Below are 20,298 nucleotides of genomic sequence, written 5' to 3'. Positions count from 1 at the left end.
TAACATTTAGTAATTTAATAATCAAGCCATGAAAGCAATTAAACTCCTCCCAGTACTTTTACTTTTCTTAGCTGTCTCCTGCAGTTCCGTAAAAGTATATTCCGATTATGATAACAAGGTAGATTTTAGTCAATATAAAACATACGCTTTTCATAAAAAAGGAATCGATAAAGTTGAGATTTCAGAATTGGATAAAAAAAGAATACTCAATGCAATAGACCGAGAATTAAGCTTAAAAGGCATGACCAAAAGTGAAAATCCAGATTTGCTAATCAATATACTTACCAAAGAAAGAGAACGAATTGACGTAAACCAATACAACGCCGGTTGGGGTTACGGTTGGGGATGGGGATGGAATCCTTATTTATGGGGAGGCCGCAGCACTTTTGTTTCTTCCTCAACAGAAGGAACGTTGTATATTGATTTAATAGATGCCAAGAAAAAAGAATTGATTTGGCAAGGAGAAGGCGTTGGTTATTTGACTGAAAACCGCAGTGAAAAAGAAAAACGAATCAACGAATTTGTTGCTAAAATTTTAGAGCAATTTCCACCTAAAGCAAAATAGTTTCCCATCAGATTCAAACATAAAAGTCTACCTTTGCGTAGGCTTTTTTTATACCCAATCATGACACCACAAAACGACATTACTACATTCGACGATATCAAATTACTGGTTGATACTTTTTATTCCAAAGTTCAAAAAGACGAATTTATTGGACTCATTTTCAATGAGAAAATAGGAAATCGATGGCCCGAACATCTGGAAAAAATGTACCGCTTTTGGCAAACTATTTTACTTGAAGTGCATTCCTATTCCGGAAGTCCATTTCCCCCTCATAAACAACTGCCAGTCTCCAAAGAACATTTTGACCGCTGGATGCAAATTTTCACAGAAACTACCGATAGTTTATTTGTAGGCACATTAGCCGAAGAAGCAAAACTTCGCGCTAAAAATATGGCTGAAATGTTCCATTACAAAATTGACTATTTCCGCAATCTTGAAAAAAACCAAACGAACAATTCATAGTTTCTAAAGTATTTTTTAATCCAAAACCTGTTCCATATTGCAAACAGCAACACATTCCTTTATGCGTAAATTATTATTTCTTGCAGTATTTCCAGCTTTTTTATTTTCTTGTTCAAATTTAAAACAAACCGCTGAAAACAAAGCAACGCCAAGTTTGAAGCTAATCAGTTCAATTGAAATTCCTTTTGAGGAAACATTTCAGAATACCAAAGTGGGCGGATTATCCGGAATCGATTATGATGCAAAAAACGATTTGTACTACCTAATATGTGATGATAGATCGGTGTTTAACGATTCCAGATTTTATACGGCAAAGATTAATTTGTCCAAAGACAAAATAAAAAGTTTTGCTTTTCAAAACGTAACTTATTTGAAAGATGAAACCGGAAAAAGTTATGGCAATTGGAATACCAATCCAACCACTTCTGCAGATCCTGAAGATATGCGATACAACCCAAAAACGAATTCTTTAATTTGGAGTAGCGAAGGTGCCCGAGTGATTACTGCAGATAAGGAAGTTTTACAAAATCCTTCTATTAATTTCATGGATTTAAAAGCTACTTTTCTGGGCAATGTTACACTGCCTGAAAATTTAAAAATGCAGCAACTGGAAAAAGGCCCTAGAAACAACGGGACTTTAGAAGGAATTACTTTTGACGAAAAGTATAAAAATATCTACACCAACATTGAAGAACCTTTATTTGAAGACGGCGAACAAGCCAATACCAGCAAAGGAGGTTTAATCAGATTGTATCAATTTGATGCCAAAACAAAAAAGAACATCGCTCAATTTGGCTACCAACTAGAACCTATTGCTCGTGAACCCAATCCGAAAGGAGCTTTTGCTGTAAATGGCATTTCGGCAATTCAGCATTATGCTAAAAACCAATTGCTAGTTGTGGAACGCTCCTACTCGACCGGAACACAAGCCTGCACGGTAAAAGTATTTTTGTGTGATTTGAAAAAGGCAACTAACGTTAAAAATCACCCTTACTTGCAAAACCAAAAATTGGAATTGGCTTCTAAAAAACTGATACTAAACATGGATGATTTGGGAATTTTTATTGATAACATCGAAGGACTTACTTTTGGACCAAAACTCTCAAATGGCAATCCATCTCTCATTTTTGTATCGGATAATAATTTTTCTGACAAACAGAAAACGCAGGTTTTGGTGTTTGAATTGGTGAAGTAGTAAATTCCAAAGGGCATCTTTCAATCCCCAACTCCCCTAGCCCCGATTGCAATGAAAAGCTTTTTGCGAAAGCCGTTTTTATTTTTCTTGTTTATAAAAAGCGACCAAAGGAAGCTCTTTTATTAACTTTAGAAAAACAAACGGGTTTGTAAAAACTTGCAATGAAAAGCGGGAAATAGCTCCTGAAATTCGTACTTTTGTAGCAGAACTACAACGTTTTCGATATGAACTCAACTATAGAAAGCAATCCGTTATTAGACCGATTGCCAAAGCACTTAAAACAATTCATTAAACCTCAGGATTATAGCGATTACACGCCCATAAATCAAGCGGTTTGGCGTTATGTGATGCGCAAAAATGTAGATTACTTATCAAAAGTAGCTCACAGTTCTTACTTGGAAGGATTGAAAAAAACAGGAATCGAAGTAGATAACATTCCAAGCATGTACGGCATGAACCGTATTCTGACCGAAATAGGTTGGGCTGCTGTTGCCGTGGATGGATTTATTCCGCCGAATGCTTTTATGGAATTTCAGGCTTATAATGTGCTGGTAATTGCTTCTGACATTCGCCAACTTGAACATATAGAATACACCCCTGCACCGGATATTATTCATGAAGGTGCCGGTCATGCTCCCATTATTGCCAATCCGGAATATGCGGAATACCTGCGTCGTTTTGGGGAAATAGGCTGTAAAGCGATTTCTTCGCACAAAGATTACCAAATGTATGAAGCCATCCGACTGCTTTCTATCTTGAAAGAAGCCGAAGATACGCCGCAAGCTGATATTGATGCTGCCGAAAAAGCAGTGGAAGATTTGCAGAATAACATGGGTGAATTATCCGAAATGGCACAAATCAGAAACCTGCATTGGTGGACCGTGGAATATGGTTTGATAGGAACTGTTGACAATCCAAAAATTTATGGTGCCGGACTGCTTTCATCGATTGGAGAAAGTGCATGGTGCATGACGGATAATGTGAAGAAAATACCTTACGATATATCAGCAGCGAACCAGAGTTTTGACATTACAAAACTGCAACCGCAACTATATGTAACACCCGATTTTGCTTATTTAAGCTTGGTTTTGGAAGAGTTTGCTAATAAAATGGCGTTGCGTACTGGAGGATTATCAGGAATTAATAAATTGATTCATTCGAATGCTTTAGGAACGATTGAATTGAGTACTGGAATCCAAATTTCGGGCGTTTTCACCAATGTAATTGAAGAAGAAGGAAAACCCGTTTATATCCAAACAACTGGAAAAACGGCATTGTCATACCGTGAAAAAGAATTAGTTGGTCATGGAACTACTAAACATACCGAAGGTTTTGGAAGTCCTATTGGAAAACTTAAAGGTATAAATCTAGCGATTGAAGACATGAGTCCAAGAGATTTAAGCGCTTATTCTATCACGGAAAGTAAAACTGTAACTTTAGAATTCGAAGGAGATATTACTGTAAAAGGGGAAATTATCACTGGATCCAGAAACTTGCACGGAGAGATTATTTTAATCAGTTTAAAGAATTGTACCGTGACTCATGGAGCAACTATTCTGTTCCAACCAGAATGGGGAATTTATGATATGGCTGTTGGTAAAAAAGTGATTTCAGCATTTTCAGGACCCGCTGATGTGAATAGTTTTGATTTGATTTCGCATGTACCAACAAGCAAAACCATCAAGGCAAAACATACCGCTGAACGTGACGATTTAGAGGTTTTATACCAAACAGTTCGAAACATAAGAGAAACGAAGGATACTGAAACTTCTTTGGCTCTAATTTTTGATAAATTACGAACCAATCATACAAACGATTGGTTGTTAGCTGTTGAAATTACCGAGCTACTGAATGACCGAAACGAACCTCAATTATTGCAGGAAATAATGGTTTATCTGGATCAATTGAAAGTAAAAAGACCCGAAGTAGCGCATTTGATTGCTGGTGGTTTAGACTTGATTTTTGATAAAGAGAAAGCTTAAAAAAATGAACCTCAAATTCGCAGATTTTAGACAACTCTAATAATTTACGAATTTGCGGTTCATTTTTTAATTATAATTTTATTTTTTGCCCGAAATCTTTCTCGCTTTCGATAATTTTACCTTCGTATTTTAAAGTCCAACCCAACTGACTCGTTGTGATTAATAGTTTAGACAACTCGCTAATCAATCGGTTTTGAGCATTCGTTTTTAAGGACGATTTTTCTATTTTCTTAGCCAGATTAGCTTTTACCGATTTGTTGATTTTATTGTAATCATCTCCCGTAAAAGGATTCAGTTTACTTTGCTCTACATCATAAAATTGAATGTCCGGACTGATTTTTATTTCTTCTTTTGGAATACTTACAATCGTTATGGTTTTATTTACCTCATCGATATCGTATTTCATTTTGTGTAAATCATACGCTACAGTTACATCAGCATTGACAACAACCAAAGCTTTTTTCTCGAAAGAAAGCATGTCCATCAAGTATTTTTGCTGATTTTTATAGGTTATCACTTCAGAGAAATGTCCTTCTGTAACGACCAATTTCCCTACGTTCAGAATTTGTTGTTGAATAATATTCGTGTTGTACGTGATATCCTCATCATCGTTTTTCTTAAAATCGCAATATTTAAACAACAAAAATATTCCGCCAATAACTGCTATTCCAATAAGTATTCTTTTAAGCATAATTAAAATTTCATGAATGAATATTGATTTTCCAATTTAGTGATTTTTTCTCTGACTTTCGACTCAAACTTCAAATGACTTTCAGAATTTGGGTTAAAAGGTTTGTGCGAAAGACTTTTTTGAATACTTTCTACTTCATCCATCACAGCAAAAACGGTTTCTGAAATGGAAGTTTCTTTAAATCGCTTCCAAATATAATCGATTGCCACTTGATTAGGATGCAACATGTCTTCGGCATAAAAACGGTAATCCCGAAGTTCATCCATCATGATCTCGTAGCTGGGAAAGTAATTTATAGTCGAAAGTCGAAAGTCAAAAGTCCCATGAAGCGCACTAATTATATTGGCCTTGCTCCATTGGTTTTCGACAAAACCATCTTTGATGTGTCGTACCGGTGAAACCGTAAAAATAATAGTGCAATCAGGGTTTACAGCATGAATTAATTCCAGCGTATTTACTATACTTTTTTTTATTTCTTCAATAGAAAGCAATTCTTTCTTAAACTGCTTTTGTAGCACTTTATGGCAATTCGCCACAATAGAATCGCTTTCTATATTTCGATATACCCACGAAGTGCCATACGTGATAATGATATGCGTTGATTCAGTTATTTGTTGATTAGTTGATTTGATTAAGGCATTCAAGGATGTTAATAAATCCTCTTTATCTGAACTACTCAAATCCGAATGAACATCAGAACTATGCCAGCGTTCATTGTGAAAAAAAATGTCGTTTTCTGTAAACTGCTTTCCAGAAACAACAAAATCAATTAGCTTTTCAATCGCCAACGGATGGAATAAAATACCAAATGGATTACAACTATTTTGAAATTTATAATAGTCCAGTTTCTCGGCCATATTTACCGCAAAACAAGAACCTAAAGACATAATTATAGCATTATAATCTATGGGATAATTACTTTTAGAAATGGGGATTTGGGTTCTGAATTGCATTGCTATTTTATTTACTACAAATTTGAATAATTTTAGCGAATTAAATGAGATTTAGATCTTTTTTCATTGGTATTAAAAAATCTAAAATTAAAAAACCCTTTCAGAGTTTTAAACTTTGAAAGGGTTGTTACAAACATAAATGTTTTTATTAATAGAAGTATTCTGTTTTCAAATAACCACCATTTCCATTAGTAGCAACAGTATTTTCGGAAACTCGTTCTATCGGGTAATTATCTAAATCGTATTTAAAAGAATTAGTATAAAAATTAGCCGATGATGTTATTTGGTCATCTTTCGAAACACTTGTAATTACACTACTAATTACGGTATTATTTATCGAAATTTTATCATTTTGATTTAATAATTCTCTGAATCCCAAAACATTAAATAATGGATTTTTCTTAGCGTCATAATCAAAACTAATGCTGTATTTTGAGTCAACTCCAACAGGCGTATTGTCATAAGTTCTCTCCTCTTTAATCAAATTTTCATTGTCGAAGTACAATATTCCGTGATATCCTTTAATTTCCTCATTCCCTGAACCTAAAGTAAGTTTCTCATAAGAAACTGTTTTGTCTGAATTATGAATGTAGTTTATTTTATAGTTCCCCAAAGACACAACCCTCATTAATTTACCATTAAGGTAACTGTACTCAGTAGTTTCAACAAGTTGATTTGTTTTATTAAGGGTTACCATTTTAGAAATTAAACCATCCGTGTAGGTAAAGTCTGTGCGGTCCTGAGTTCCATCAATACTCGCTATCTGGCTCCCATTATACACATATAAAAAAGTTTTTGAAGTGCCTTTATCAGTTGTTTCCACAACTTTCATAAGTAATTTAAAACTCTCGTTAGAATCATTTGTACACGAGGTAAGTGTTAACACAAAAAACGACAAGAATAAAAGTAGAACTATTTTATTTTTCATAATAAATCAATCACTTCTACCATATTATTTTTTGGCATAGAGGTATGTAAATTTAGCCAAATGAAATTTCTTTTACAAAATTCATCGTTGTAATCCTTATATTTCGGTTGAACTACTCCTTTTAAAACAAATTCCAGTACAGATAAAGATAGAAAACAAGGGTTTTAATAAAAAAACGAACCCTTTTAGAACATCAGTACTAAAAGGGTTTTTATCACATAATAATTTTTTTCTACCTTACAAACTCGATTGCTTTTTCCAAAGCTTGTTGAATTCCAGCTACATTCTTTCCTCCCGCTGTAGCGAAAAACGGCTGTCCACCACCGCCACCTTGAATAAATTTTCCCAATTCACGAACTACTTGTCCTGCATTTAGATTTTTCTCCGCAACTAATTCTTTAGAAACATAACAGGTTAACATAGGTTTATCTTGGTCGGCTGTAGCCAAAACCAAAAATAAGTTATTCCCTAAATTTCCTAATTCATAAGCTAAATCTTTTGCTCCTTCCGGATTCAAATCCACTTGTTTTGCCAAAAATTGAACGCCGTTTATTTCCTGAATTTCAGCAATTAAACCCGCTTTCAAGTTTTTGACTTTATCTTTTACCAAAGCCTCAATTTGTTTCGCTAATTTGGCGTTTTCTTCTTGCATCGAATGAACAGCTTTCAAAATATCCTGAGGATTTTTCAACGCAGCTTTCACTTCATTCAATGTATTTTCATACGAAGCAAAATGTGCTTTTACCGCATCACTTGTAATCGCTTCGATACGACGAATTCCCGCAGCAACCGCTCCTTCAGAAACGATTTTGAAATGCCAGATTTCAGCTGTGTTTTTCACGTGGATTCCACCGCACAATTCCATGCTTTCGCCAAATTTAATCGCACGAACCTCATCGCCATATTTCTCTCCGAAAAGTGCCATGGCTCCTTCTTGAACTGCTTGCGCAAAAGGAATATTTCGTCTTTCAACAAGAGGTAATTGCTCTTGTATTCTTGCATTTACAAAATCTTCGACTTGTTGCAATTCAGCTTCCGTCATTTTAGCAAAATGCGAAAAGTCAAAACGCAAATAGTTTGGATTTACTAACGAACCTTTTTGTTCTACGTGAGTTCCCAAAATACTTCTCAAGGCTTGGTGCATCAAGTGTGTAGCCGAGTGATTTCTGGAAGATAAACTTCTCAAATCCTGATTTACTTTAGCCACAAAACCAGCGTTAACATTCTCTGGCAATTTTTTTGCAAAATGCAAAATCAGGTTGTTTTCTTTTTTAGTGTCGATGATTTCAATAGTTTCATTTGCAGAAACCAACGTTCCTTTGTCACCCACTTGTCCTCCACCTTCTGGATAAAATGGCGTGTTATCTAAAACGATTTGGTATAAAACACCATCTTTTTTACTGTCAACTTTACGGATGCGGGTGATTTTTACGTCACTTTCTGATTGATCATAACCCACAAATGTTTCTAAATTTCCAGGAATTAAAACGGACCAGTCTTCAGTTGAAACCTCTGATGCAGCACGGGAACGATTTTTTTGTTCTTGCATCGCAGCGTTAAAACCAGCTTCGTCCAATTCGAATCCTTTTTCTCTCAGAATCAATGCCGTTAAGTCAATAGGAAATCCGAAAGTATCGTACAATTCAAATGCTTTTGTTCCAGAAACGGTTGAACCTTTAGTTTCGGCAACTACATTTTCTAATAATTGTAATCCTTGGTCTAGTGTTCTCAAGAAAGAAGCTTCTTCTTCACGAATCACATTGGTAACTAATTGTTGTTGCGCTTTGATTTCTGGGAAAAATTCCCCCATTTGATTGGCCAAAACAGCAACCAATTGATTGATGAAAGGTTCTTTGGTGTTCAAGAACGTAAATCCGTAACGAATTGCACGACGTAAAATTCTACGAATTACATAACCAGCACCTGTGTTTGATGGTAACTGCCCGTCAGCAATAGCAAAAGCTACCGCACGAACGTGATCAACCACTACACGAATAGCAATATTGGTTTTGTTTTGCTCTTCGCTAATATTTAAAACTTCGTTTGAAGTGTATTTTAATCCTGTAATTTGCTCTACTTTTTCGATAAGTGGCGTAAAAACATCGGTATCATAATTCGAAGTTTTCCCTTGTAATGCCATACACAAACGTTCGAAACCCATTCCGGTATCAACGTGTTTCGCAGGAAGTTTTTCTAAAGAACCATCAGCTTTACGGTTAAATTCCATAAATACATTATTCCAAATTTCCACAACTTGCGGATGGTCATTGTTTACTAAACTTTTTCCTGAAACTAAAGCTTTTTCCTCTGCAGAACGAATGTCAACGTGAATTTCTGAACACGGTCCGCAAGGTCCTTGGTCGCCCATTTCCCAAAAGTTGTCTTTCTTGTTTCCAAGAATGATGCGGTCTTCGTCAATTAATTCCTTCCATATATCCCAAGCTTCCTGATCGAACGGTACATTTTCATCCGGATTTCCTTCAAATACAGAAACATATAAATTTTCTTTTGGGATTTTATACACTTCAGTCAAAAGTTGCCAAGCCCAGTTGATCGCTTCTTTTTTGAAATAATCTCCAAAAGACCAGTTTCCCAACATTTCAAACATGGTGTGGTGGTAGGTATCAAAACCTACATCTTCAAGATCATTATGTTTTCCTGAAACACGAAGACATTTTTGTGTATCGGCAATTCTGGTGCTTTTTGGAGTTCCGTTCCCCAAAAAATATTCTTTGAACTGCGCCATTCCTGAGTTGTTGAACATCAATGTTGGATCGTCCTTAAGAACTATAGGTGCTGATGGAACGATTAAGTGTCCTTTTGATGCGAAAAAATCCAGAAATTGTTTACGTACGTCTTGTGATCTCATTATTAATTTTAGTTTAAAGTTTAAGGTTTAAAGTTAATTATCCCTGAAACTACATCTTTTACTATTCATTTTTTGCCCCAGATAGCAGTGAAAAGCTTCGAGATTTATATATCTATTTTTTCTTGAGGTGGTAGAGCGCCTAGAGAAAGCTCCTGCTGGCTCATTAGAAAAAAAGATTTATAAACGAGAACTTGTAACGAATAGCTGGAATAGGCACATTATTTTATTTATTCCTGAAAAAAGGGTGTAACAAATGAAACATTTCTTAAATTTGTTCGTCTAACCTTTTTACAGTGTGCAAAAATAGGGTATTTTAAAATATGTCGAAAGTAAAATATTATTACGATTCCGAAAATCTAGCCTATAGAAAAATAAAAACACGAAAAAGAATAAAATTTGGTGTTATTATCTTGTTTTTATTGGCATCAGCGTTGTTTGGTTTTTTGAGTTTTGTAGTTTTATTAAATACTCCTTATTTTGAAACGCCAAAAGACCGTTTGCAAGCGCGTGAAATTGAGAATTTGAAATTGAATTATGCGCTGCTGAACAAAAAAATGGATCAGGTAAATGGTGTTATTGAAGCTATTGAGGATAGGGATAATAATTTGTATCGCGTGTATTTTAACAAATCAGCAATTCCAGATTCTATTCGGAAAGCAGGATTACCAGGCAAAAACAGGTATCAATTATTAGAAGGATATAACAATTCACAGTTGGTAATCAATACCACAAAAAGGATTGATGTCCTTGGTAAAGAATTAGCGGTTCAGTCCAAATCATTGGATGTGATTTTGAAATTGGCAGAAGCCAAAAGTGATTTTTTGTCAGCCATTCCTGCCATTCAGCCAGTACGAAATGAAAATTTAAAACAAATGGCCTCCGGTTTTGGTTATCGCACGGATCCTTTTACAAAAGCAAGGAAAATGCATGAAGGAATGGATTTTACGGCAAAAACAGGAACGCCCATTTATGCTACGGGTGACGGAGTGGTAGCAAAAGCAGACAATACTGCTTCCGGATATGGAAATCATATTGTTATTCGGCATGGATTTGGATACGAAACTTTATACGCACATTTGAGTAAATATAAAGCCCGAGCGGGACAACGCGTAAAACGAGGTGACGTTATAGGTTATGTGGGAAGCACGGGAAGATCTGAAGCTCCACATTTACATTATGAAGTTTTAAAAGATAAAAAAGTGGTGAATCCGCTTAATTTTTATTACGGAAATATTTCGGCAGTGGAATATGTTGTAATCGCGCAATTGGCGAACCAGGAGAATCAATCATTAGATTAATGCTCCAGAAAAGTGATCAGTTTTAAGTGATCAGGTGTTATAGAAAAAAAGTCTACAGGTTGCAGAATTAAAAGTCAAATAAAAGAAACATGCATATTGAGCTTTCTAAAGATAAAAGATATTATAGTATTGGCGAAGTAGCCAAAGCATTTGACGTGAATGCATCGCTGATTCGTTTTTGGGACAATGAATTTGATATTCTGAAACCAAAAAAGAATGCGAAAGGCAATCGAATGTTTACTCCGGAGGATATCACTAATTTACAATTGATTTATCATTTAGTAAAGGAAAGAGGTTTTACGCTGGAAGGTGCCAAAACCCATCTGAAAGAAGGACAAAAGAAAACATTAGATAAGTTTGAAATAATTCGAAAATTAGAAACGATACGCACACAATTAACAAATATTAAAAACGAATTATAGTCAGCATGACTACCTACCAATTAAAACTTTAAACAATTAAATAATAAACATTAAATTAAATAAACATGAGAAGATTTTTGCCTTGGATTATCGGAGCAGTTGTAATTTTTGTAATTTACAGCTGGGTTAAAGGAATTAACAATACTGCGGTAACGTTAAACCAAAATGTAGAACAATCTTGGGGTGATGTGCAAACAGCATATCAAAGAAGAAATGACCTTATTGGGAATTTAGTAAATACCGTAAAAGGTGCCGCTGAATTTGAAAAAGGAACTTTGACAGCAGTTATTGAAGCGCGTTCTAAAGCAACTTCAGTAAATGTTGATCCTGCCAATATTACTCCGGAACAATTAGCGGAATTTAACAAAGCACAAAGTGGCGTTTCGTCAGCATTATCAAGATTATTAGTAACTGTTGAAGCGTATCCTGAATTAAAAGCAAACCAAAACTTTTTGAAATTACAAGACGAATTGGCAAGTACTGAAAATCAAATTCTAACGGCGAGAACACGTTTTAACGAAGCGGTAAAACCTTATAATTCTCATATCAAAACGTTCCCAAACAGCTTATTTGCTGGATTATTCGGATTCAAAGAGAAAGCATACTTTACAGCAGTTGAAGGTGCAGATAAACCAGTTGAAGTTAAATTCTAAAGTTGGATTATTAGACTTCTTAAATTTTTTAGAAGTCAAAATAAATCAAATTTAAATTAAAGAAACAACCTTTAAAAATTAACGGTTTTTGATTACGGATTTAATAATTCTGAAATCAAAAATCGTTAATCTTAACTCAAAAATATTTCAATGTCAAAAGTAGAAGATTTTTTAAGCAAAGAAGAAGAACAAAAAATTGTTGAAGCTATTCGTATGGCTGAAAAAAATACTTCTGGCGAGATTAGAGTTCATATAGAAAAAACAACTTCCATGGATGCGTATGATCGCGCCATGGAAGTTTTTCATGAACTAAAAATGGATGAAACTGAGCTTAAAAATGGTGTTTTGATTTACTTAGCTGTAGAAGACAGACATTTTGTAATTTGTGGTGACAAAGGCATTAATGATGTCGTACAGGATGATTTTTGGAATTGTACCCGAGACATTATGGTGACTGAGTTCAAAAAAGGAGATTTCAAGCAAGGTCTTATCGATGGAATTACCAGAGCCGGAGAACAATTGCAGAAATATTTCCCTTGGCTGGAAGGCGATACAAATGAATTATCAAACGAAATATCTAGAGGATAATGCTATTACAAAAAAAGAATACTACAATTTTCCTAAAGCTGTTTGTTTGTTTGTTATTCACACAAATTGGCTTTGCGCAATTTACCATTCCTGAAAAACCAACTTTACAGACTTCTGTTTATGATTATGCGAATGTTTTAAGCGCAACAGAAAAAGCACAATTAGAAGAAAAACTGATTAAATATTCTGATTCTACAACCACCCAAATTGTGATTGTTACGATAGAAACCCTTAAAGGAGAAGACATTGGTATACTTACTCCAAAATGGGGACAAACTTGGGGAATTGGAGGAACTGCTAAAGAAGATAATGGAGTTCTTATTTTATTGGCAAAAGCCGAAAGAAAAATATGGATTTCACCAGGTTATGGTCTTGAGGATCGATTGACTGCCGGTATAGGCGGAGAAATTACCCGAAATATTATTATTCCTGAATTTAAAGCCGGAAGTTATTACAAAGGACTTGACAAAGGAACAGATGCACTTATTGATGTTTTCAAAGGGAAATACAAAGGCGAACGAGTTAAAGCAACTAAAGATAAAGGATTCCCCATTTTGCCTATCATTATTATTGTCATCATTATACTGGTGCTGATATCGCGAAACAAAGACGGCGGCAATTCCGGTAACAGAGGTGGCGGAATAGGTCCAAGTTTATTGGATGTAATTATTCTAAGTAGCCTAGGAAGAAACAGTGGCGGAGGTGGTTTCGGCGGAGGTTCATCTGGTGGTGGATTTGGCGGAGGCGGTTTCGGCGGTGGATTTGGAGGCGGAGGTTTCTCTGGCGGTGGATCTGGTGGAGACTGGTAATATTCAGTTTCCATCTTTCTAAAAAAGGACCAAGATTCAAAAAAGCAAAAGCTCTTTTTAATATTTGTCATGTCTAATTTATTCAAAAAATATAAATCAAATCCAGTAAATGCTTTCACATAAAGCCAAATACGCACTAAAGGCCCTCCTATATTTAGCGCAACAAGAAGAAACCCATATTTCTCGAACTATCGAAATTGCGGATGCGGCCTCTATTCCAAAAAAGTTTTTGGAACAGATTCTGTTGGATTTAAAACGTGGCCATTTCGTAGGAAGTAAACAAGGAAAATTTGGCGGTTATTATCTTTTAAAATCTAAAAACGACATTACTTTAGCCGACATTCATCGTCTTTTTGATGGTGCAATTGCGTTACTTCCTTGTGCATCATTGAATTTTTACGAACGCTGTTCTGATTGCGTCGATGAATCGGAATGCCTACTACGACACGGATTAATTACCATTAGAGAGGAAACTTTAAAGGCCATGCAAGGTATTACTATTGCTTCATTGGTAAAAAAATAAAAAAATATAATTTAAACTCTACTAGTTTTATAGAATTAATTATATATTTGCTCCGATTTCAATAGTAACCCTAATTTAAAGCAACATGAGAAAGATGCACGAAAAAAATTCTTTACAAAATTTCAACAAATTAGAATTCAGTTCAATCCTTTGTATGATGTGTATGTGTTAGAAATAAAAAAATTTATTAAAAACTCTACTAATTACATATACATACTATAATGAAAAATATTTATCTAAAAACAAGCAGCACTTTATTACTTTTACTAGTTTTCTCAACATCTTTTGCTCAAGTTATTCTTGAGGGAAAAGTAAAAGACGAACAAGATACTCCAATTGTAGGTGTCAATATCGTACTAAAAGGCACCACAAACACTACTACAACTCTACCTGATGGATCCTTCAGTATTGAAGCAAAGTCACTTCCCTTCACGCTTATTGTGCAATATGCGGGCTACAATACCAAAGAAATTAAAATTACCGAATTGCCTACCAACGTAAAACCGCTGGAGATTATCATCTCATACGGAGAAGAAAAAGTACTCTCTGAAGTGGTGGTTACTTCTCGCAGAAGAATAGAAAAAGCGCAGGACATCCCAATTGCCGTATCTGTAGTAACTGGAAAACAAGCTGAACAAGCAGGCGCTTTCAACGTGAATCGAGTGAAAGAATTAATCCCTTCTGTACAATTGTATTCCTCAAACCCCAGAAATACAGGTATCAACATTAGAGGACTTGGTTCGCCTTACGGACTAACTAATGATGGTATTGATCCTGGAGTTGGTTTTTATGTTGATGGTGTGTACTATTCGCGTCCAGCAGCCACCACTTTAGACTTTGTAGATATTGATCGAATCGAAGTATTGCGTGGACCACAAGGATCTCTTTTTGGTAAAAATACGACATCTGGTGCTTTTAACATTACCACCAGAAAACCAAGTTTTACATCTGGTGCTGATTTTGAAGTAAGCTACGGAAATTACGGTTTCCTTCAAGCTAAAACATCCATTACAGGTGGGTTGAGCAAAAAACTGGCTGGACGAATCTCTTTTTCGGGAACACAAAGAGATGGATTGATTGATAATGTGGCGACTGGAAGAGCAACAAATACCTTAAACAATCAAGGAATTAGAGGACAATTATTGTACAATGCTACTGAAAATACTAACATTTTATTTGCAGCTGATATCACCACACAGCGTCCTGATGGATATGCACAAGTTATTGCTGGTGTAGCACCAACAAAAAGGGCTGCTTACCGCCAATTTGACGCCATCATTGCCGATTTAAATTATCAGCTCCCTAGCAGAAATGCTTTTGACCGTAAAATTGATCACGATACACCATGGCGATCTGGACAAGATTTAGGTGGCGCCTCGCTTAACGTAGATACTAAAATCGGTAAAGGAACCTTAACCTCAACAACAGCATGGCGTTTTTGGAACTGGGATCCTTCAAACGATAGAGATTTTACAGGACTTCAAGTTTTGGCTAAATCACAAAACCCAGCCAGACATACGCAGTTGACACAAGAAATTCGTTATGCAGGACAAGTGACATCCAAATTAAGTGGTGTGGTCGGTGCCTTTTTTATCGATCAAACGGTTAAGATTAGAGGAACAGAAGAATCTGGAAATGCACAATGGCGTTTTTCCCAATCGCCAGTAAACTACAACAATAATGGGGTTACAACTCCTGTACCGCTTGCTAGATGGGCTGAACCAGGATTACTTGAGGGCTACGGAATACGCACCATTGCTGATATTCATGCTGTTAGTGCGGCTTTGTTTGGTCAATTAGATTGGCAAATTACTGATAGATTGCATATTCTTCCAGGCTTGCGCTACAATTATGACAAAAAAGAATCGAATTACGACCGTCAAACGTATGGTGGTTTACAAACCAACGATCCACAATTATTAGCAATAAAAAGAGCGGTGTACACCAACCAAACCTTCTCTGCAAACAAAGACAAGTTTGACTTTTCAGGAAATATAACGGTGAATTACAAAGCAACTGATAAAATTAATGGCTACGCTACATATGCTAAAAGTTACAAACCAGTGGGTGTAAATGTAGCCGGTTTACCTACTCCTGCTGCAGGACAAACATTGGCTGATCTTGCTGTCATTAGACCTGAAGATGTAAATCATTATGAAATTGGGGTAAAAACGTCTCCGTTTAAAAGAGCTATTTTAAACCTGACTTTGTACAATACGGATATCAAAGATTTCCAAACCAATGTACAAGCAGCTGAATTAGGGGTAAATCGTGGTTACCTAGCCAATGCGGACAAAGTACGTGTACGAGGTGCCGAAGTTGATGCTAGTTTTGTAATCAATGAACATTTTGCCTTCAACGGTGCATTGAGTTATACGGATGGGAAATATGTTAAATTCACCAATGCTCCATTACCTCTTGAAGAAACGGGAGCTCCTGTATCTTTCAAAGATGTGTCTGGAAGTACTTTACCAGGTGTATCAAAATGGGCTGGAAGTTTAGGCGGAGAATATACCAAATCAGCTAAGTTTTTTAGCAACCTAGGTAAATTCTTTGTAGCAATTGACTCTTATGCGCGTTCTGAATTTTCATCTAGCCCATCAGCTTCAAAATACTTGGTGGTACAAGGTTACGCTATCTTTAACGGTCGTTTTGGATTTAGAGCAACCGAAGGATTATCTGTAAACTTTTGGGGTCGTAACCTATTGAACAAAGATTACTTCGAGCAATTGCTACCAGCTGGAGGAAATGCAGGACATTATGCAGGCGTTTTAGGCGACCAAAGAACATACGGAATTACCTTGAAATATTCACTTTAAAAAACTTTCAAAAAATTAAAATATGAAACAGCACTCATAAAACTTAGGTTTTAAGGTGCTGTTTTTTTTTCCTAAAACACTATAAAGCTGTTATAGTAAAATACTTTTTAAAAACACAAAACAATACCTATAGGATTTATAGACTTTATGTAAATTTGCCAAAATTGAAATAAAGCTCCGTGAAAAAATTTAGAGTCATTTTATTCTTACTGCTGTCTGTTCTTTGCCAAGCGCAAACGGATGAAAAAAATATAGATCATCAAAGTATTCTTTGGACCCGTTATTACAATCAATTGTTGCTAAACGAAAAATGGTCTTTGCATTCTGAATTTGACAACCGACTTTTTCTAAAACCAGTGCAAGAAAACTTATATGTCGTCCGAATTCAAGGTCGCTATAAAATCAATGATCATTTAGAGACCGGTTCTGGTTTTGCTTATTTCTCTGTCGACACACAAGTCTCTGAAATTAATCCTGATTACAATACACCTGAATACAGAGGACAGCAGGATCTTACTTGGAAATTAAATGTTAATAAAGTAACGCTGATGCAACGTTTTCAATTAGAAGAACGATTTATTCGCAATGCCGATAAAGAATCATTAATGAGTGGTGCTACATTTTCGTGGAGATTCAGATACCGACTCCAAGCTGATTATATTTTTTGGAAAAAAGAAAAACAGTTATTAAAAGCCTTAGTATCCGATGAAATAATGTTCAATTTTGGGAAAAAAATAATTAAAAATACGTTTGATCAAAATAGAATTTATGCTGCCCTACACTACGGACTCAATAGCAATTTAGCATTTGAACTCGGTTACCTAAACAGTTTCCAAAGAAGAAGCAATGGAATCGATTATTTCAACAGAGACATAATCCGATTTAGCATTTTTCATAAAATTAAAATCTAAAAAAGATATAAAGAGCATTTATAATCACAATCGATAATATTTTAAATATTGATTATCAACATATTAACTAAACTTTTACAATTCGTGCCGTAACTTTATTTAAAAGATATAGCCATGAAAAATTTTGCAATTAAACTCGTGTGGTTCACTACCATTTATGTTTTTGTTTTTGCCGGTTTATGTCAAACTAATGTTGCTTTACCGGTAATAATGACCCTATATTGCGTTGGTATACCATTAATCTTATTTATGGTTTACACCGTGCTAACCGATGATTATAAAACCACAAAAAGTTTTAAAGATTGGTACGGCGACCATCCAATGGAAACTTTGGAAAAAGAAGAAGAAAGCTAATCATTAGAATCCATTCTAACACAAAAAATCCCGACTCCTCGGGATTTCTTTATATTTTATAAATATCAATTTGAACTATTGAAATTCAGATTATCTCACTTTACTTTTTAAAACAAAATGATGCAACCACTTAGGAAAAAATCGTTTTAAATAAACTCCTAGTACTTCTTTACCGCCAATATAAACTTCAAATTTTTCAGACTCAACTGCTTTCACAAATTTTTTGGCAAAAACACTTGTTGCCATTCCGTTTTGAGTTGCTTTATCATCTATATTTTGTTTAGACCCATCTGCAGTCAAGGCATTTTTAGCCACATTCGTTTGAATAAATCCAGGACAGACAAGCGTCACACTTATATTGTCTTTTTGATGTTCCAATCTCAAAACATCAAAAAAACCATGCAAAGCATGTTTTGCACCACAATAGCCGGAACGATATGGCGACCCAAACTTCCCCATTAGACTAGTAACGGTGACAAAATGCCCTTTCTTATTTTTTAAAAAATGAGGTAACAAAGCTTTTGACAGCGCAACTGTACCAAGATAATCTACTTCAATTAGTTTTTTATCTACTTCAAAATCGGTGTCAGCAATCAGTGAGCGTTGGCTAACCCCTCCGTTATTCACTAGAATATCTATTTTCCCAAAGGCAGCAATGGCATTTTCTACATGATTTTTAGCATTGTCAAAATCAGACAGATCAAAAGGCAAAATCACAACCTCTGCTGTTGAACACTTCGATTTCACAGTTTCTAAAGCTTCCGCATTTCGAGCCGAAAGAATTAGTTTACAATTCTTGCTAGCTAATTCATAAGCCAAAGCTTCTCCTATCCCACTTGAAGCTCCTGTAATCCACACAATTTTGCCATTTATTGCATTCATTTTTTTCATAAAAATAAAAAAAGTTTATCGAGCTTTTACAAACTCAATAAACTTTCTAGTGTGATTATCGAAATAAAGATTATTTCTCTCTAATATAAATATCGATTGGTACTCCTGAAAAGTCCCATTTTTCTCTAATTTTATTTTCCAAATAACGTTTGTACGGTTCTTTTACATATTGTGGCATATTGGCAAAAAACACAAATTGTGGTGTCTGTGTTGGCAATTGCATGCAATATTTAATTTTCACATACTTCCCTTTTGTTGCTGGCGGCGGATACGCTTCAATCACTTTCAACATAAATTCGTTAAATTTTGAAGTCGCAATGCGTTGTTGTCTATTCTCATACACTTTTACGGTTGCTTCCAATGCTTTCAACAAACGTTGTTTTGTTAATGCTGAAACGAAAAGAATAGGCACATCCGTAAATGGCATTAATTCTTTTTTAATTTTCTCCTCATAATCTCTGGTAGACATGGTTTCCTTTTCAACCAAATCCCATTTATTAACAAGAATTACAACTCCTTTACGGTTTTTCTCAGCTAACCAAAATATACTTTGATCCTGACCTTCAAAACCACGAGTAGCATCAATAATCAAGATACAAATATCAGCATGTTCAATCGCACGAACGGAACGCATTACAGAATAAAATTCTAAATCCTCTTTTACCTTAGCTTTACGACGGATTCCTGCGGTATCAACTAAATTAAATTCAAAACCAAAACGGTCAAACTTTGTATCAATTGCATCACGGGTTGTACCAGCGATATCCGTTACCATAAAACGTTCTTTACCAATTAATGCATTGATAAAACTTGATTTACCTGCATTAGGACGTCCTACAACTGCAAAACGAGGCAAAACCACTTCTTCTTGAACTGGTTCTGGTTTCACAGGAAAAGCATCAATCAATGCATCCAATAAATCACCCGTTCCACTCCCTGAAATACTCGCAAATGTATAATATTCACCTAAACCCAAGTTATAAAACTCAAGAGCATCTTTCTCACGCATGGCATTATCTACCTTGTTTACCGCTAAAAGAACTGGCTTAGTCACTTTACGCAATAAACGCGCAACAACATCATCCATAGGTGTAATTCCCTCTTCCACATCAACCACAAAAATGATGACATCAGCCTCATCAATAGCAAGTTCGACTTGTTTACGGATTTCTCCTTCAAAAACATCATCAGAACCACGCACATATCCGCCGGTATCAATTACGGAAAACTCTTTTCCATTCCACTCGCTTTTACCATAGTTTCTATCTCGGGTCACCCCGGATACTGAATCTACAATAGCTTCTCTTCTTTGTATCAGCCTATTAAAAAGGGTTGATTTCCCTACATTAGGTCTTCCTACTATCGCAACAATGTTATTCATAATA

Annotated in this window: 19 protein-coding genes; 13 read left to right on the top strand and 6 right to left on the bottom strand. The window is 35.4% G+C overall.

What is annotated here, in order from left to right; translation table 11 throughout:
• The first annotated feature begins 28 nt into the window (after positions 1-28).
• From BC952_RS05190 to BC952_RS05175, 4 genes are all read left to right on the top strand, one after another.
• Positions 29-565 (top strand): DUF4136 domain-containing protein, encoded by a 537-nt coding sequence (locus BC952_RS05190; RefSeq protein ID WP_121364533.1) that lies wholly within the window; start codon positions 29-31, stop codon positions 563-565.
• A 60-nt stretch (positions 566-625) separates the two neighbouring features.
• Positions 626-1,027, top strand: a complete 402-nt coding sequence (locus BC952_RS05185) for a group III truncated hemoglobin (RefSeq protein WP_121364532.1) — start codon at positions 626-628, stop codon at positions 1,025-1,027.
• Between the two features lie 37 nt (positions 1,028-1,064).
• Positions 1,065-2,222: an esterase-like activity of phytase family protein gene (locus tag BC952_RS05180; RefSeq protein ID WP_244200097.1), complete on the top strand. Its 1,158-nt coding sequence runs from the start codon at positions 1,065-1,067 to the stop codon at positions 2,220-2,222.
• A gap of 224 nt (positions 2,223-2,446) precedes the next feature.
• Positions 2,447-4,204, top strand: coding sequence for an aromatic amino acid hydroxylase (locus BC952_RS05175; RefSeq protein WP_121364530.1), 1,758 nt, complete (start codon positions 2,447-2,449; stop codon positions 4,202-4,204).
• Between the two features lie 70 nt (positions 4,205-4,274).
• Here BC952_RS05175 and BC952_RS05170 read toward each other — a convergent pair whose 3' ends face one another.
• From BC952_RS05170 to alaS, 4 genes are all read right to left on the bottom strand, one after another.
• Positions 4,275-4,895, bottom strand: a complete 621-nt coding sequence (locus tag BC952_RS05170) for a DUF4230 domain-containing protein (protein ID WP_121364529.1) — start codon at positions 4,893-4,895, stop codon at positions 4,275-4,277.
• Between the two features lie 2 nt (positions 4,896-4,897).
• The gene (locus BC952_RS05165; RefSeq protein WP_121364528.1) at positions 4,898-5,848 is read right to left on the bottom strand and encodes a GSCFA domain-containing protein; all 951 of its coding nucleotides are present in this window, start codon (positions 5,846-5,848) and stop codon (positions 4,898-4,900) included.
• Between the two features lie 148 nt (positions 5,849-5,996).
• A complete protein-coding gene (locus BC952_RS05160; protein ID WP_121364527.1) occupies positions 5,997-6,680 on the bottom strand; it encodes a hypothetical protein in 684 nt (227 codons plus the stop codon).
• A gap of 328 nt (positions 6,681-7,008) precedes the next feature.
• Positions 7,009-9,645 (bottom strand): alanine--tRNA ligase, encoded by a 2,637-nt coding sequence (gene alaS, locus BC952_RS05155; protein ID WP_121364526.1) that lies wholly within the window; start codon positions 9,643-9,645, stop codon positions 7,009-7,011.
• A 320-nt stretch (positions 9,646-9,965) separates the two neighbouring features.
• On the opposite strand from alaS, the gene BC952_RS05150 reads away from it, so the two are divergent.
• From BC952_RS05150 to BC952_RS05110, 9 genes are all read left to right on the top strand, one after another.
• Positions 9,966-10,943, top strand: coding sequence for a M23 family metallopeptidase (locus BC952_RS05150; RefSeq protein ID WP_121364525.1), 978 nt, complete (start codon positions 9,966-9,968; stop codon positions 10,941-10,943).
• Between the two features lie 89 nt (positions 10,944-11,032).
• Positions 11,033-11,365 carry a MerR family transcriptional regulator gene (locus tag BC952_RS05145; protein WP_091165014.1) on the top strand — a complete coding sequence of 111 codons (333 nt, stop codon included), beginning with the start codon at positions 11,033-11,035 and terminating at the stop codon, positions 11,363-11,365.
• Positions 11,366-11,430: 65 nt separating this feature from the next.
• Positions 11,431-12,018 carry a LemA family protein gene (locus BC952_RS05140; protein WP_121364524.1) on the top strand — a complete coding sequence of 196 codons (588 nt, stop codon included), beginning with the start codon at positions 11,431-11,433 and terminating at the stop codon, positions 12,016-12,018.
• 150 nt (positions 12,019-12,168) lie between these two features.
• The gene (locus BC952_RS05135; RefSeq protein ID WP_121364523.1) at positions 12,169-12,606 is read left to right on the top strand and encodes a TPM domain-containing protein; all 438 of its coding nucleotides are present in this window, start codon (positions 12,169-12,171) and stop codon (positions 12,604-12,606) included.
• Positions 12,606-13,415, top strand: a complete 810-nt coding sequence (locus tag BC952_RS05130; RefSeq protein WP_121364522.1) for a TPM domain-containing protein — start codon at positions 12,606-12,608, stop codon at positions 13,413-13,415. Before BC952_RS05135 ends, BC952_RS05130 begins: the two co-directional genes overlap by 1 nt.
• A 109-nt stretch (positions 13,416-13,524) precedes the next feature.
• On the top strand, positions 13,525-13,938 hold the full coding sequence (locus BC952_RS05125; RefSeq protein WP_121364521.1) for an RrF2 family transcriptional regulator: 414 nt from the start codon (positions 13,525-13,527) through the stop codon (positions 13,936-13,938).
• Positions 13,939-14,159: 221 nt separating this feature from the next.
• Positions 14,160-16,757, top strand: coding sequence for a TonB-dependent receptor (locus BC952_RS05120; protein WP_244200096.1), 2,598 nt, complete (start codon positions 14,160-14,162; stop codon positions 16,755-16,757).
• Positions 16,758-16,936: 179 nt separating this feature from the next.
• Positions 16,937-17,668 carry a DUF2490 domain-containing protein gene (locus tag BC952_RS05115; protein WP_121364519.1) on the top strand — a complete coding sequence of 244 codons (732 nt, stop codon included), beginning with the start codon at positions 16,937-16,939 and terminating at the stop codon, positions 17,666-17,668.
• A 114-nt stretch (positions 17,669-17,782) separates the two neighbouring features.
• Positions 17,783-18,022: a hypothetical protein gene (locus tag BC952_RS05110; protein WP_121364518.1), complete on the top strand. Its 240-nt coding sequence runs from the start codon at positions 17,783-17,785 to the stop codon at positions 18,020-18,022.
• 90 nt (positions 18,023-18,112) lie between these two features.
• On the opposite strand, the gene BC952_RS05105 is transcribed toward BC952_RS05110, so the two are convergent.
• Positions 18,113-18,904, bottom strand: a complete 792-nt coding sequence (locus BC952_RS05105) for an SDR family oxidoreductase (RefSeq protein ID WP_121364958.1) — start codon at positions 18,902-18,904, stop codon at positions 18,113-18,115.
• 79 nt (positions 18,905-18,983) lie between these two features.
• Positions 18,984-20,294, bottom strand: coding sequence for a ribosome biogenesis GTPase Der (der, locus tag BC952_RS05100; RefSeq protein WP_113635069.1), 1,311 nt, complete (start codon positions 20,292-20,294; stop codon positions 18,984-18,986).
• Between the last annotated feature and the right edge of the window lie 4 nt (positions 20,295-20,298).

The sequence above is a fragment of the Flavobacterium limicola genome, assembly GCF_003634755.1.
Lineage (GTDB): Bacteria > Bacteroidota > Bacteroidia > Flavobacteriales > Flavobacteriaceae > Flavobacterium > Flavobacterium limicola.
Note: the sequence above shows the minus strand (reverse complement) of the source record. Positions and strands in the feature narration are given on the sequence as shown.